At 63.6% G+C, this 12838-nt stretch carries 14 protein-coding genes; 12 read left to right on the top strand and 2 right to left on the bottom strand.

All coding sequences use genetic code 11. The features are described from left to right. Nucleotides 1-378 precede the first annotated feature (378 nt). Nucleotides 379-2298, top strand: a complete 1920-nt coding sequence (gene tet(W) / locus DXV50_RS06865) for a tetracycline resistance ribosomal protection protein Tet(W) (protein WP_117205504.1) — start codon at nucleotides 379-381, stop codon at nucleotides 2296-2298. Between the two features lie 797 nt (nucleotides 2299-3095). On the opposite strand, the gene DXV50_RS06860 is transcribed toward tet(W), so the two are convergent. Further along, nucleotides 3096-3509 (bottom strand): helix-turn-helix domain-containing protein, encoded by a 414-nt coding sequence (locus DXV50_RS06860; protein ID WP_117205503.1) that lies wholly within the window; start codon nucleotides 3507-3509, stop codon nucleotides 3096-3098. 139 nt (nucleotides 3510-3648) lie between these two features. Here DXV50_RS06860 and DXV50_RS06855 point away from each other — a divergent pair, with 139 nt between their 5' ends. The 5 genes from DXV50_RS06855 to DXV50_RS06835 all read left to right on the top strand — a co-directional run bounded on the left by DXV50_RS06855 (nucleotide 3649) and on the right by DXV50_RS06835 (nucleotide 7099). Then, nucleotides 3649-3864, top strand: a complete 216-nt coding sequence (locus DXV50_RS06855) for a hypothetical protein (RefSeq protein WP_117205502.1) — start codon at nucleotides 3649-3651, stop codon at nucleotides 3862-3864. Beyond that, the gene (locus tag DXV50_RS06850) at nucleotides 3851-4924 is read left to right on the top strand and encodes a site-specific integrase (RefSeq protein WP_117205501.1); all 1074 of its coding nucleotides are present in this window, start codon (nucleotides 3851-3853) and stop codon (nucleotides 4922-4924) included. Before DXV50_RS06855 ends, DXV50_RS06850 begins: the two co-directional genes overlap by 14 nt. Nucleotides 4925-5004: 80 nt before the next feature. Beyond that, on the top strand, nucleotides 5005-5346 hold the full coding sequence (locus DXV50_RS06845; RefSeq protein WP_117205500.1) for a plasmid mobilization protein: 342 nt from the start codon (nucleotides 5005-5007) through the stop codon (nucleotides 5344-5346). Nucleotides 5347-5502: 156 nt separating this feature from the next. Beyond that, complete coding sequence (locus tag DXV50_RS06840; protein ID WP_117205499.1) at nucleotides 5503-6120, top strand: DUF6088 family protein; 618 nt, start codon at nucleotides 5503-5505, stop codon at nucleotides 6118-6120. Next, the gene (locus DXV50_RS06835; RefSeq protein ID WP_117205498.1) at nucleotides 6104-7099 is read left to right on the top strand and encodes a nucleotidyl transferase AbiEii/AbiGii toxin family protein; all 996 of its coding nucleotides are present in this window, start codon (nucleotides 6104-6106) and stop codon (nucleotides 7097-7099) included. Before DXV50_RS06840 ends, DXV50_RS06835 begins: the two co-directional genes overlap by 17 nt. Here the strand turns inward: DXV50_RS06835 and DXV50_RS09720 are convergent. Beyond that, a complete protein-coding gene (locus DXV50_RS09720; protein ID WP_198666433.1) occupies nucleotides 7057-7449 on the bottom strand; it encodes a hypothetical protein in 393 nt (130 codons plus the stop codon). The two genes, DXV50_RS06835 and DXV50_RS09720, sit on opposite strands and share 43 nt — an antisense overlap. A 544-nt stretch (nucleotides 7450-7993) precedes the next feature. Here DXV50_RS09720 and DXV50_RS06825 point away from each other — a divergent pair. The 6 genes from DXV50_RS06825 to DXV50_RS06800 all read left to right on the top strand — a co-directional run bounded on the left by DXV50_RS06825 (nucleotide 7994) and on the right by DXV50_RS06800 (nucleotide 12743). Continuing rightward, entirely contained in the window at nucleotides 7994-8365 is a 372-nt protein-coding gene (locus DXV50_RS06825) for a YraN family protein (protein ID WP_117205497.1), read from the top strand. Nucleotides 8366-8568: 203 nt separating this feature from the next. Beyond that, entirely contained in the window at nucleotides 8569-9333 is a 765-nt protein-coding gene (locus DXV50_RS06820) for a ParA family protein (RefSeq protein WP_117205496.1), read from the top strand. Further along, nucleotides 9320-10276 carry a ParB/RepB/Spo0J family partition protein gene (locus DXV50_RS06815; protein ID WP_117205495.1) on the top strand — a complete coding sequence of 319 codons (957 nt, stop codon included), beginning with the start codon at nucleotides 9320-9322 and terminating at the stop codon, nucleotides 10274-10276. The genes DXV50_RS06820 and DXV50_RS06815 overlap by 14 nt, the downstream gene beginning before the upstream one ends. Before the next feature lie 210 nt (nucleotides 10277-10486). Continuing rightward, nucleotides 10487-10933, top strand: a complete 447-nt coding sequence (locus DXV50_RS06810; RefSeq protein ID WP_117205494.1) for a CopG family transcriptional regulator — start codon at nucleotides 10487-10489, stop codon at nucleotides 10931-10933. Further along, nucleotides 10921-12192 carry a relaxase/mobilization nuclease domain-containing protein gene (locus tag DXV50_RS06805; RefSeq protein WP_117205493.1) on the top strand — a complete coding sequence of 424 codons (1272 nt, stop codon included), beginning with the start codon at nucleotides 10921-10923 and terminating at the stop codon, nucleotides 12190-12192. The genes DXV50_RS06810 and DXV50_RS06805 overlap by 13 nt, the downstream gene beginning before the upstream one ends. Beyond that, nucleotides 12189-12743 carry a hypothetical protein gene (locus tag DXV50_RS06800; protein ID WP_075279302.1) on the top strand — a complete coding sequence of 185 codons (555 nt, stop codon included), beginning with the start codon at nucleotides 12189-12191 and terminating at the stop codon, nucleotides 12741-12743. Before DXV50_RS06805 ends, DXV50_RS06800 begins: the two co-directional genes overlap by 4 nt. Nucleotides 12744-12838: the final 95 nt, after the last annotated feature.

The following is a 12838-nucleotide window of genomic DNA, read 5'->3' as shown; positions in this document are numbered from 1 at the left end:
CAGACAGCAGAAAACATTCTGAACGCTAGGAAGCCGGTATGATTGTTACATATAAGGGGAAGAAAAATTTCTTTTAGGTACTTGCTTTCCTAAAACTGATGTGATACAATGATTTAATCCAAAAAAGGAGTAAAAAATATGCGGCAAGGTATTCTTAAATAAAATTTGATAATGGGCGCAAAAATGATTGCCCCTTGCAGGGGCTTAGTTTTTGTACCCAATTTAAGAATACTTTTGCCTTTTTAGTAAATATCGTGACGGACAGCGGCTCATGTAAGCCGTCATACTTCTGTTTGTCCGAAGTCATGATCCCCAGCGGTAAAAGTATTAGCCGCTGGGGATTTTTGCGCCCATTTGGGCCTTGTATGGAGGATAGACATGAACATTATCAATATCGGGATTCTTGCCCATGTAGACGCTGGAAAGACAACCTTGACGGAGAGCCTGCTATATGCCAGCGGAGCCATTTCAGAACCGGGGAGCGTCGAAAAAGGGACAACGAGGACGGACACCATGCTTTTGGAGCGGCAGCGTGGGATTACCATTCAAGCGGCAGTCACTTCCTTCCAGTGGCACAGATGTAAAGTCAACATTGTGGATACGCCCGGCCACATGGATTTTTTGGCGGAGGTGTACCGCTCTTTGGCTGTTTTAGATGGGGCCATCTTGGTGATCTCCGCTAAAGATGGTGTGCAGGCCCAGACCCGTATTCTGTTCCATGCCCTGCGGAAAATGGACATTCCCACCGTTATCTTTATCAATAAGATCGACCAGGCTGGCGTTGATTTGCAGGGCGTGTATCAGTCTGTTCGGGATAAGCTCTCCGCCGATATTATCATCAAGCAGACGGTGTCGCTGTCCCCGGAAATAGTCCTGGAGGAAAATACCGACATAGAAGCATGGGATGCGGTCATCGAAAATAACGATGAATTATTGGAAAAGTATATCGCAGGAGAACCAATCAGCCGGGAAGAACTTGCGCAGGAGGAACAGCGGCGGGTTCAAGACGCCTCCCTGTTCCCGGTCTATCATGGCAGCGCCAAAAAGGGCCTTGGCATTCAACCGTTGATGGATGCGGTGACAGGGCTGTTCCAACCGATTGGGGAACAGGGGAGCGACGCCCTATGCGGCAGCGTTTTCAAGGTGGAGTATACAGATTGTGGCCAGCGGCTCATCTATTTGCGGCTATACAGCGGAACGCTGCGCCTGCGGGATACGGTGGCTCTGGCCGGGAGAGAAAAGCTGAAAATCACAGAGATGCGTATTCCATCCAAAGGGGAAATTGTTCGGACAGACACCGCTTATCCGGGTGAAATTGTTATCCTTCCCAGCGACAGCGTGAGGTTAAACGATGTATTAGGGGACCCAACCCGGCTCCCTCGTAAAAGGTGGCGTGAGGACCCCCTCCCCATGCTGCGGACGTCGATTGCGCCGAAAACGGCAGCGCAAAGAGAACGGCTGCTGGACGCTCTTACGCAACTTGCGGATACTGACCCGCTTTTGCGCTGCGAGGTGGATTCCATCACCCATGAGATCATTCTTTCTTTTTTGGGCCGGGTGCAGTTGGAGGTTGTTTCCGCTTTGCTGTCGGAAAAATACAAGCTTGAAACAGTGGTAAAGGAACCCACCGTCATTTATATGGAGCGGCCGCTCAAAGCAGCCAGCCACACCATCCATATCGAGGTGCCGCCCAACCCGTTTTGGGCATCCATCGGACTGTCTGTTACACCACTCCCGCTTGGCTCCGGTGTACAATACGAGAGCCGGGTTTCGCTGGGATACTTGAACCAGAGTTTTCAAAACGCTGTCAGGGATGGTATCCGTTACGGGCTGGAGCAGGGCTTGTTCGGCTGGAACGTAACGGACTGTAAGATTTGCTTTGAATACGGGCTTTATTACAGTCCGGTCAGCACGCCGGCGGACTTCCGCTCATTGGCCCCGATTGTATTGGAACAGGCATTGAAGGAATCAGGGACGCAACTGCTGGAACCTTATCTCTCCTTCACCCTCTATGCGCCCCGGGAATATCTTTCCAGGGCTTATCATGATGCACCGAAATACTGTGCCACCATCGAAACGGTCCAGGTAAAAAAGGATGAAGTTGTCTTTACTGGCGAGATTCCCGCCCGCTGTATACAGGCATACCGTACTGATCTGGCCTTTTACACCAACGGGCAGAGCGTATGCCTTACAGAACTGAAAGGGTATCAGGCCGCTGTCGGCAAGCCAGTCATCCAGCCCCGCCGTCCAAACAGCCGCCTGGACAAGGTGCGCCATATGTTTAGTAAGATCACTTGATACACCACAGCGAGGAAGGTTATTGTATTTCCCTGTCTTTCGTGGTAAAATGTAGTTGTAAACCACCAGAGAAACCAATCTAATTTTACCGTTGATAGCCATTTTCTTGATAGCCAAGTGATAGCAAAAGTTCGGCAAGCCCATAGGATAAGGATAATAGGTATCAGGAAAAATCAAATGGTATCAAATCCCCCAAACAAAAGCGTTTAGAATTAAGTTTCATTTTGCGAGTGGGAATAACGGGAACTGGCTTCTGAACTCGCGTTTTGGTGCTGCCGAGTACCGCCTGATACTGTTTCGGCATCGCCGCAGGACGAAGCCACCAGCGAAATAGTGGGAATAACAGCCCTCGAACCCTCTGGTTCGAGGGCTTTCTTTTTGTATCTCTACCTGGGAAAACGACCCAATTATTCCCGTCTATCCCTACTGGGCGGTACAGCGGAGTACTCGGCGGTACGGGAATAATTAGGCCCTGCGGGAATAATTCACAATTCGGGTCCCCCGAAGGCCGGTTTCGAACGGTCGAAACTGAGTTGAAACTGCGAGGCGGATTCAAACCCTTTTCAATTGTATTTGCCCAGGTCAACAAACGGGAATAAAGAAACGCGGAAATCGGTTTCCGCAGTTTCGACAACCCCGAATGCCGCCGAATAACGCCGTGTATCTTGCTGTATTTTAGCGCGCAATTATTCCTCGAACGGGGCTTCAGGGGTGCCGATTTCATACGGGAATAATGGAACAGCCTCCGGAGAACCGGAGGCTGTTCGCAAGAAAACGTCAATTCACCTGGGAAGATGTCAGAAAGAGGCCTTCCAGCCGGCGTAAGCGTCCTCGTCGAGTTCGCCGCGCTCGAGCTCGGCACGCTTTTCGGCCCAGGTTTTGATCGACTGCGCGAGCTTGGGGGCATGCGGCGCCCTGGGGTCGACCGCCAGGCCCATGCCGTCCTCGCTGGGGACGAAACCGTAGCCCTCCTCAAGCTGCAGCAGCAGGGCCATGAGGTCTCGAGACGTCTCGACGCCGTAGTCCTTGAGCGCGCCCTCGGAGACCTCGAGCGCCTTCGCGATCTTCTCGAGCAGCTCGGGCTTAACCGCGCGGATGCCGCTCTCGTAGTGCCTGATCGCACCCTCGGTGAGCCCTACGGCATCGGCGAGCTGGGCCTGCGTAAAGCCCTTCGCCTTGCGATGCCGCCGAATGTTGTCGCCTGTCGCCATGTGCCCTCCTATAGATTTCGTCGGCGACCATTCTATCAGCGTACGAGTTTGTACGCAATTCTATTGACAGTACAGATACGTACGATTATTCTCGGGAATACGAGCGTACGCATACGTACGGATAGATAGGAGGTCCAAGATGGAACAGCCGGTGGCAAAGACACCGAGGCCGAGCATGCTCACCGCCAACGAGGTGGCGGAGCGCCTGAAGATCAAGAAAGGCAGCGCCTACGAGGTCATCCGCCAGATGAACAAGGAGCAGGAGGCCCTTGGGCGCGTGGTGATCCGCGGACGCGTCCGCAGCGACCTGTTCGAGGCCCGCTACTTCCCGGAGGTGGACGATGCCAGCCTATAAGGACAAGAAGACGGGGCTCTTCTACGTGCAGTTCTACTACCGCGACGCGCGCGGGGCCAAGCGGCACAAGACGAAGAAGGGGTTCCAGACCGAGCTCGAGGCGCTTCTGTGGGAGAAGAACTTCAAGGCCCTCAAGGATGACGCCATGGACATGACCTTCGCCGACTTCTGCAAGGTCTACGAGGCGGAGGCGAGGCCGAGGGTCCGCGAGCACACCTGGCTCACCAAGGAGAACATCATCCAGAGCAAGCTCCTGCCGTTCTTCGGCGACATGCGCATGTGCGACATACGGCCCGTCGACATCGTCAGGTGGCAGAACTCCCTCACTGGATCAACAAGGGCGGACGGCGACGGCTTCAAGCCCACTTACCTGAGGATCATCAACAACCAGCTAAACGCCATCTTCAACCACGCCGAGCGCTACTACAGCCTGGAGAAGAACCCCGTCCACAAGGTGGACAAGATGGGCAGCAAGGAGGCCGGCGAGATGCAGTTCTGGACCAAGGACGAGTACCTCCGCTTCTCGGAGGCCATCTCCGACAAACCGCTCGCCTTCTACGCTTTCGAGGTGCTCTACTGGATGGGCATACGCTGCGGCGAGCTCATGGCGCTCACGCCCTCGGACTTCCTGATGGAGACGTCGGAGCTGCGCATAAACAAGTCCTACCAGCGCCTGCGCGGCGAGGACGTGGTCACGAAGCCGAAGACGCGCAAATCGGTGCGCACGATCAAGATGCCCGCGTTCCTCCGCGACGAGATGGCGGAGTTCATCGAGATGCGCGATGACGTGGCGCCCGACGAGCGGCTCTTCGGCTTCACGAAGCACTTCCTCGTGCACGAGATGGACCGCGGCTGCAAGGCGTCGGGCGTCAAGCGGATACGCATCCACGACCTTCGCCACAGCCACGTGAGCCTGCTCATCGACATGGGCTTCTCCGCCCTCGACATCGCCGAGCGCGTGGGGCACGAGGCCATCGACATCACATACCGCTACGCGCACCTTTTCCCCGCCAAGCGCGCGCAGATCGCCGACGCGCTCTCCGAGCTGAGGGGCGAATAGGATGCCGTGCGAGAACAGCGCCCGCGAGGCGGCGAAAGCCCTCAAGCAGCCGGCGATGAGCACCAAGGCGCAGCAAGACGATGGCGTTCCGCTGCACCCCGGAGGAGTACGAGCTGATCGCCAACATGGCCGCCTGGAGCGGCATGAGCAGGCAGGACTACATCATGGCGAGGCTGACCGGGACCGAGATAACGGTAAGACCGTCGTCGCGGACGCAACGGGCGCTGCGCGACTCCATGAAGAGCCTGGCGGAGCGGCTCCTCGCCGTGTGCGACGCCGATGAGCTTGATGCGGACCTCCAAAGGCAGCTCGCCCTGGTCATGGAGATCTTCAACGGGTTCGGCGAGGCACCGCCGCCCGGAAGGCGCGCAAAGCGCGAGAAGGGGCCCGGCGACGATTTCTTCGGGATGTCTCGATGCTAATCCCGGGCCGCGATCGGGAGGCGCAACCGCTTCCGGGCGCACGCGCGCGTGCCGGCGCGGCGAGGGGCCGCAGGCGCAATGCGTGGGCGACCAAGGCAATCAGAGGCAATTTGATGAAAAAGGTATATACTATTTTCATCAAAAAGGAGGAACGCTATGACAGAAGCAGAGGCCATCGCTAAGCGCATAGAGAGCTTCGGCGCCGGCAGGGCCTTCACAGCCGCCGACTTCTCCGACGTCGCAGGCCGACGCAATGCCGCCAACGCGCTCGGGCGCTTGCATGCAAAGGGAGGGATCGCCCGCGCCATCCGCGGCGTCTACTACGCGCCGGAGCGCAGCGCGCTCATGGGCACCGAGGTGCCGGCCAGCGCCGACGAGGTCGTGCGCGCCGTCGCCCGTGCCAACAAGTGGGTCGTCGCACCGTCCGGCGACGCGGCGCTCAATGCGCTGGGCCTCGACACGCAGGTGCCCGCAAAGCTCGTCTACGTCAGCAGCGGCCCGTACAAGCGCTACGAGTACGGGCCGTACGATATCGAGCTCCGGCACCGCGCCAACCGCGACCTGCTCGACTGCTCGCAGATCACCTGTACCATCGTGCAGGCCCTCAAGGCGCTCGGACGCGAGAACGTGGGCGACGAGGAAATCAGAACGCTCGCGCGCAACCTCACGGAAGGGCAGGTCGGCGCGTTCCTGGAAGAGTCGGCGGGGCTCACCTCCTGGGTTGCCGACGCCGCGAAGAAGATATGGGAGGCGAAACATGGACAGGATCGCTAGGGCCTCGACCGGCGAGCGCAGGCTGGTCTTCGAGGCCGCCGCGCAGAGGATGGCGCTTGCACCGGCCGTCGTCGAGAAGGACTTCTGGGTGTGCTACACCTTGGACCACCTTTTCCACAGAAGCGGCTTCGCCGAGTCCATGGTGTTCAAGGGCGGCACGAGCCTGTCGAAGGCTTTCGGGCTCATCGAGCGCTTCTCGGAGGACATCGACCTCATACTCGATTGGCGACTCCTGGGCTACGGCGAGGACGAACCGTGGGAGCCGCGCAGCAACTCGGCGCAGGAGCGGTTCAGGGCCGACAGCATCGAGCGCGCGAACGCCTTCCTGGCCGACGCCTTCGTCCCGAAGCTCAGGGCCACGCTCTCCGAGTCCCTCGGCACCGAAGCGTCCGTCAGGTGCGGGGCCGAGGAGGAGACCGTGTACTTCGACTATCCGCGCTCCTATGAGTCGGCGGGCACGCTCGACACCATCAAGCTGGAGATAGGACCCATGGCGGCATGGTCGCCCTCCGAGGAGGCGGCGATAGCCCCGTACGCGGCGGACGTGGTTCCGTTCGGGCCCGAGCTGTCGACCACGGTGCGCACCGCGAGTCCCGAGCGCACGTTCTGGGAGAAGGCCACCATACTGCACCAGGAGGCCAACAGGCCCGAGGGCAAGGCTATGCCCAGGCGCTACTCCCGCCATTACTACGACATGTACCGCCTCGGCCACTCGTTCGTGCTCGGCCGCGCCGTGGCGCAGCCTGGCCTCCTCGAACAGGTCGTCAGGTTCAAAGAGAAGTTCTACCGCACGCCGTGGGCCAAGCTGGCCGATGCGAGGCCCGGCACGCTCAGGCTCGCCCCTCCAAAGGGCAGGCTCGACGAGCTGGCGGCCGATTACGCCTCGATGAGGCCGATGCTGTTCGGCAGCTACCCGAGCATCGATGAGATAGTCACCTACATGGTGGAGCTCGAGGAGACCATCAACGGGCTAAGCTGACCAAGGGCGCCCCAATTCCGGGCGCCTGCCAGAATCGAAGAGGCGGGGCGGGCAACGCGGCGGCTTCCCCGCCGAGAGCGGAGCGTTCCTTTTCGACGGGCGGCGTTGAGAGTTCGGCATAAAAGACCTCGTTCTGCAGCCTCCAGGATGCGCGCGGCGTCCTCGATGCGCTCGGCGCATCTCTCGCTTATCGACCTCAGGGCCAGTATGCCCTCGACGTCGAGAGGGTCCAGCTGGTCGGCGTGCGCCATGGACTCGAGCAGCTGGTCCAGCCCCCTCGCCAGCCTTCCCGCATCTGCCACCGCGTCGAGCAGCTCGCGACGCTCGTCCTTCTCGTTGATGCCCGTCAACAGCCGTCCTCCTTCTTCCGACGGACGTGCTGCGCAGCACCGTAGCCGTTCCGCATGGAGAGCCGCCTCGCCGCCAGCGGCCCCGTGAGCATATCGACCGTGAGCGGCACGGGAGAGGCCGTCCCGATTAGGGTAGCGGCGCCGCGACTCGGAAACGCGCCTCCGTCCTCCACGCGACGTCCCGACGTAACCCTCGCGAGCGCCCCAGCAATCGCCGACAGATCGCATCCCATGTCCGGAAGCCCCGGCGCCCATGTCCGATTCCATGCCGCACGCCTCCGCCCCTCCGATCCGAAACCCGCCCCGGCGCTCCTTGGACGCGCAGGGTCGCACGCCGGCAGGCGGCCAGCAAGGGCCGCGACACTTTTTCGAGTTCTTCGCCCCATGCGCTCCGCGCGCGAACAACGCGAAAAACTGCCGTCGGGAGACTTCTATTTCTATGCCCGACTTCGCTTCCTCCCTTGCCGGCGCGCCCGCGCTGCATGCGACTCACGCGGCGCAAGGCACGCCACAGGGGCGGGCCTCAGAGTCTAAGGAGCAAGACATGAACGACATGAAGGAAAAGGCGATGGGCGCGGTCAAGGCCTTCCTCGAGCGCAAGGGCTACGAGATCGTCGACGAGGCCTGGCAGGGGCCCGAGGGCATCGGCGGGATCGACCTCGTGGCGGTGGACGAGGACGGGACCCTGGTGTTCGTCGACGCCACGGTCCGCATCGGGACGGACGGATTCCCCGAGGCCCACAGGGCGCGCGGGATGCGCGAGGCGCTGGCGGCGACGTGGCTCGCCGGCAACGGCGACGACTACGCCGACACCCCGGTCCGCTTCGACGAGGTGGCGATGATGGTCGTCAAGGAGAACCGAGCGCTCCTGCGCCACCACGTCAACTGCTTCGGCGAGATGGAGCCGCTCTCCTAGGCGGCGCGCCCGGCCCCGGGCCCCCGGGGCCGGGTTTCCCCGAATCCGGCCCCTGTACCACGAAAGCGTACATATTCGTACGTTTTCGTGGTACACTCCGCTTGTCGGACAAATCCGTACGGTTTTGTCCCGACGCTCCGAGACTCGGGGCGCGCCGGACCGGATGCGGCGAGGCGCGCCCCACGCTAGAGAGGACGCGACCCATGCGCACGATAGCCATTTCCAACTACAAGGGAGGCGTCGGCAAGACGACGACCGCCGTGAACCTGGCGGCGATCTTCGCCGCCCGGGGCCTTCGGACCCTGCTCGTCGACCTCGACCCGCAGGCGTCTGCCACCGACTTCTTCGGCCTCTACGACCGGGCCGCATCCGAGCGGCGCACCTCGGTCGAGCTGCTCTACGGCGGCGCGCCCGTGGAGGAGGTCGCCTACGCCGCCGGGGAGGGCCTCGACGTGGTGGCCTCGACCATCGACCTCGTCGACCAGAACGAGATGCTCCTGCGCGAGCAGCGACTCAAGTTCGCCCTCGACGACGCCTCGGGCTCCTACGATGCCTGCCTCATCGACTGCAGCCCCGTGATGCGCAGGCTCGCCTTCAACGCCTACCTCGCCGCGGCGGAGGGCGGCATGGTCGTCATCCCCGTGAAGCTCGACTCCACCGTGATGCGCGGCACGGCGCTCACCGTCGAGGCGACGCGCTCCATCGCCGACGCCCTGCGCATGCCCACGCCCAGATGGAAGATACTGCGCACCTGCGTTCCCGGCCGCATGACCAACGCCGAGGCCACGGGCGCGGCCGTGCTCGACGGGTTCTTCCCGGGCGAGCAGTTCGAGACGGTAATCCACGCGAGCAGCAAGGTCTGCGAGGGCAGCTGGCAGTGGAAGCCGGTGGCCGCCTTCGAGCCGGGGAGCCGCCCCGCGCGCGACTACGAGGCTCTCGCCGACGAGGTGTCCCGTGAGCTCGCCTAGCCAGGTGGCCGCGGGCTTCACCATCACGGGGCTGCTCGACGGCGCGTCGCGCACCCGCGGGCGCTACCCGGTGTCCGAGATCGCGGTGGCAGACATCGCCGACCACCCGGCGAACGCCGCGTACTCCATGGACCCGGCCGGCATAGCCGAGCTCGCCGAGTCCATACGCGCCGACGGACTCACCGACCTGCCGCTGGTGCGCAAGGTCGGAGACGGCTCGTGGCAGATGGTCTCCGGGCACCGCCGCAAGGCCGCCTACGCCCTGCTCGCCAAGGACGACCCCGCCTACGAGAGGATGCCCTGCCGCGTGATAGAGGGCATCGACGACGAGAGGGCGGTGACGCTGCTCCACGCCGCGAACTACTTCACCCGCGCGCTCACCGTGACCGAGCGCGCCGCCGCGACCGAGGCGCTCAGGGGCGACGCCGTGCGCCTGCGCTCCGAGGACCCGTCGCTTTCCGGCATGCGCGTCGACGACGTGAAGGCCGCCATCATCGAGCGGCAGACGGGCCGCAAGGTCTCCGGCAAGACCATCGCGCGCGAGGAGAGGCTTGCCCGCCGCATCGCCGAGGACCTCTCGCCCGAGTGGGCCGCCGAGGCAGACCGCGGCAACCTCAGCGCCGAGGCGGTGCGCTCGCTCGCGGGCATGCCGAAGGAGCGCCAGGCGGAGATGCACGCCGCCATGGAGCCCTGGCGGCGCACCAAGCGCGAGCTCTCCGACTACGTGAGGAGCGAGGGGAAGGCACAGCCAGGCCCCGACGGGCGCATCGCGAAGGCCGCGAGGCTCGTCGCCGACTTCCTCGAGAGCCCGCCCGAGAGCCCGAGCGCGGCCGACCTCTCGCTGCTGCGCGAGATGGCGATCATGACCGCGCCGTACGCGGATGCGGGCACCGATGCCCGAAAGCGCCGCAGAAGGGCCCCAGGCCCGAAATCCAGCAAGTAGCCTATGGCGTCCGACATCGCGTCGGGCGTCCATAGCACTTGGGGACCGGGCGGCCTCGGACCCGTCATGCCGCGGGCCGTTGGGGAGCCCGCTTACGCGAGGCCCGGTCCCAGAGGCGGCGCCCGAGCCGGGCCGCCGCCTGCGGGGGATCCCCCGCGCCCCTAGAGAGACGCGCCCGCCGCGCGGCGGGCCCGAGGAAAGGAATCCGCCATGGAAGAGGAAGCCGGCGTCGCCAAAGGCAAGGAGCGCCGCGTCACGTTCCGCATGGAGGGAGGCGACTACGACGCGCTCTGCGAGCGGTGCGAGCGCGCCGGCCTCAGCAAGTCGGAGTACCTGCGTTACCTCGTGCGCATACCGTTGTCGACGGAGGCCAACGCGGGAGACGAGCACCGCATACTCGTGGACCGCAGGGCCCTGTGGGCGATGTCGCGCGAGCTCACGAAGTGGGGCTACCACTACAACCAGGCCGTGCACGCGATGAACCTCATCAACTTCCACGCCCGCCATGGGCGCGTCGACCGCGACCTCGTGGCGGAGAGCGTCCCTACGATCGAGCGCGAGCTCGCCGACGTGAACGCCGCGGCCCGCGAGATGGCGGCCGAGCTCGGGCGCATCGGAGCCGACTCGCTCGTGGAGGGGTCGCCATGCCGATCCTGAAGCCGATAAGCGGCCACGGCGCGACCGGAGGCATCCGCCGCTACCTCGAGAAGGGAGGCCGCGCCCTCGCGCGCGACCTGTTCAACCTGAGCTACGACGAGCGCGACGCCGGCGCGCTGGGAGACGAGGCCAAGGAGGCCTGCGCCTGGGACGCCGAGATGGACGCCACTCGCGCCGCCTTCGGCACGGACGCACCCTGGAGGGGAAAGCCCGCGCGCACGTTCAAGCACTTCGTGCTCTCGCCGGACCCCGGCGACGACATCGACCTGGCTGCGCTGCGCGAGCTCGCGTGCTCGTGGGCGCTCAAGCACTTCGGCGACCACGAGATCGCCATCGTCTACCACGACGACAACGCCCGCGGCATACCCCACGCGCACATCGTAGTGAACAACGCGAACCTCCGCACGGGCTACCGCATGCAGACCCAGCACCCCGAGGACCTCAACCGAGACCTTCAGGACATGGCCCGCGAGCGCGGGCTGTCGGGCCTCTCCAACGACCGGGCGCCAGAATCGCCGTCGAAGGCGCGAGGGCGCGCCGGCGCGGGCGGGCCCAGGAGTCGCAGGAGCGTCTACCTGGGCCGTGCCGAGAAGGAGATCATGCGCTCTGGCGGCTACTCGTGGGTCGGCGACATCCGCGCCCGCGTCGCGCTCGCCAAGACCACGGCGCGCGACGAGGCGGAGTTCCTCGGCATCCTCGACGCCCTGGGCGTGCACGTCGCCGACAACTCGGCCAAGGCGAGGCGGGACGACTGGGTGTTCAGCCTGGCAGAGGAGCCGTCCAAGAAGGTCAGCGGCGAGCGCCTGGGGTTCGTCTACGGCAAGGAGATGCTCCGCCGGCGGTTCGAGCGCGAAGGCGCCTACCGCCCCACGGACGCGAGCACCGCGCGCATCCGCGAGGCCGCCGAGCGGGCCCTCGAGCTCAACGACCTCTCGGAGCTGAGCAGGCTCTCCTCGGCGCTCGAGACCTGCGCGAAGTTCGACGTCGAGTCGATCGAGGAGTTCGGTCTCAGGATGGCGACGCTCGAGCGCCGCGGCCAGGCGGGCGGCGAGGGGTACCGCCGCCTCGAGGCTGCGCGAGCCTACATAGCGGAGAACGGCCTCATGCCCCTCAAGACCCGCTACGGGAACGGCGACAAGCGCGGCGAAGCCGGCGACAACCAGCGCGGCAGCCGGCATGAGGACGAGCAGCAGCGCATCCTCGCCGCCGAGCGGCAGCGGGCCCAGCAGGACCAGCGCAGGGAGAGGGGCCGGAGATGATGGTGAGGATAGAGTACGAGGGCGGCAGGACGACGCTGTTCGACACGCTCTCGTTCACGGAGGGGTCGCCGTTCTCCGGCGCGAACATGCTCACGGAGTTCGAGCTCGAGATGCGTGAGGTGCCCGAGAAGGGGCTTTGGCTCACGGCGAACTGGCACCAGGTGCGCGACGACTGGCGCGCCGACGCGCCCGCGGACGGCATCCCGGCCGCACGCAGGTCCCGCGGATGGCGCTTCATGCTTGCCTCGGAGGCCGAGCTCGGGCGAGCCCGGCGCGTCCTGCTCGACGGCGACGAGGCGTTCGCCCGGGTGCGGGGATACCTGTGCGACGCGGCCGCGATCGGCGCCTGCTACCGCGAGCACGTGGGTCCTCCCTCAAAACCGCTGAAGTCGCAGATAAAGGAGCTGCAGCGCGCGCTGGGGAGGGCGGAGGTCCCGGGCGTGCCCGACGAGCTGGCGAGGCTGCTCGCGCAAGAGAAGGAAGAGGGCGCCGAGGATGGTGCCCGCAAGGTCAAGGAAGATTGGGGTGACGTCGATGAAGAGGCTTGGTAGGTTCCTCAAGGCGGCGCTTAAGGTCACGCTGGGCTTTTTCGTCTGGCTGTTCCGCGCCGTGTTCAAGTGGGTGATGTAGTAAGAGGCGGGCAATT

The organism is Paratractidigestivibacter faecalis, assembly GCF_003416765.1.
Lineage (GTDB): Bacteria > Actinomycetota > Coriobacteriia > Coriobacteriales > Atopobiaceae > Paratractidigestivibacter > Paratractidigestivibacter faecalis.
The sequence above is the reverse complement of the archived record's forward strand: the minus strand, read 5'-3'. Positions and strand labels throughout refer to the sequence as shown.

Excerpts from the sequence above, each read along its gene's own strand:
- DXV50_RS06820 (WP_117205496.1), top strand. The coding sequence starts at position 8,569 with ATGCGCACGATAGCCATTTCCAACTACAAGGGAGGCGTCGGCAAGACG.
- DXV50_RS06850 (WP_117205501.1), top strand. The coding sequence starts at position 3,851 with ATGCCAGCCTATAAGGACAAGAAGACGGGGCTCTTCTACGTGCAGTTC.
- DXV50_RS06835 (WP_117205498.1), top strand. The coding sequence starts at position 6,104 with ATGGACAGGATCGCTAGGGCCTCGACCGGCGAGCGCAGGCTGGTCTTC.
- DXV50_RS06805 (WP_117205493.1), top strand. The coding sequence starts at position 10,921 with ATGCCGATCCTGAAGCCGATAAGCGGCCACGGCGCGACCGGAGGCATC.
- DXV50_RS06800 (WP_075279302.1), top strand. The coding sequence starts at position 12,189 with ATGATGGTGAGGATAGAGTACGAGGGCGGCAGGACGACGCTGTTCGAC.
- DXV50_RS06845 (WP_117205500.1), top strand. The coding sequence starts at position 5,005 with ATGGCGTTCCGCTGCACCCCGGAGGAGTACGAGCTGATCGCCAACATG.
- DXV50_RS06860 (WP_117205503.1), bottom strand. The coding sequence starts at position 3,509 with ATGGCGACAGGCGACAACATTCGGCGGCATCGCAAGGCGAAGGGCTTT.
- DXV50_RS06855 (WP_117205502.1), top strand. The coding sequence starts at position 3,649 with ATGGAACAGCCGGTGGCAAAGACACCGAGGCCGAGCATGCTCACCGCC.
- DXV50_RS06810 (WP_117205494.1), top strand. The coding sequence starts at position 10,487 with ATGGAAGAGGAAGCCGGCGTCGCCAAAGGCAAGGAGCGCCGCGTCACG.
- DXV50_RS06840 (WP_117205499.1), top strand. The coding sequence starts at position 5,503 with ATGACAGAAGCAGAGGCCATCGCTAAGCGCATAGAGAGCTTCGGCGCC.
- DXV50_RS06825 (WP_117205497.1), top strand. The coding sequence starts at position 7,994 with ATGAACGACATGAAGGAAAAGGCGATGGGCGCGGTCAAGGCCTTCCTC.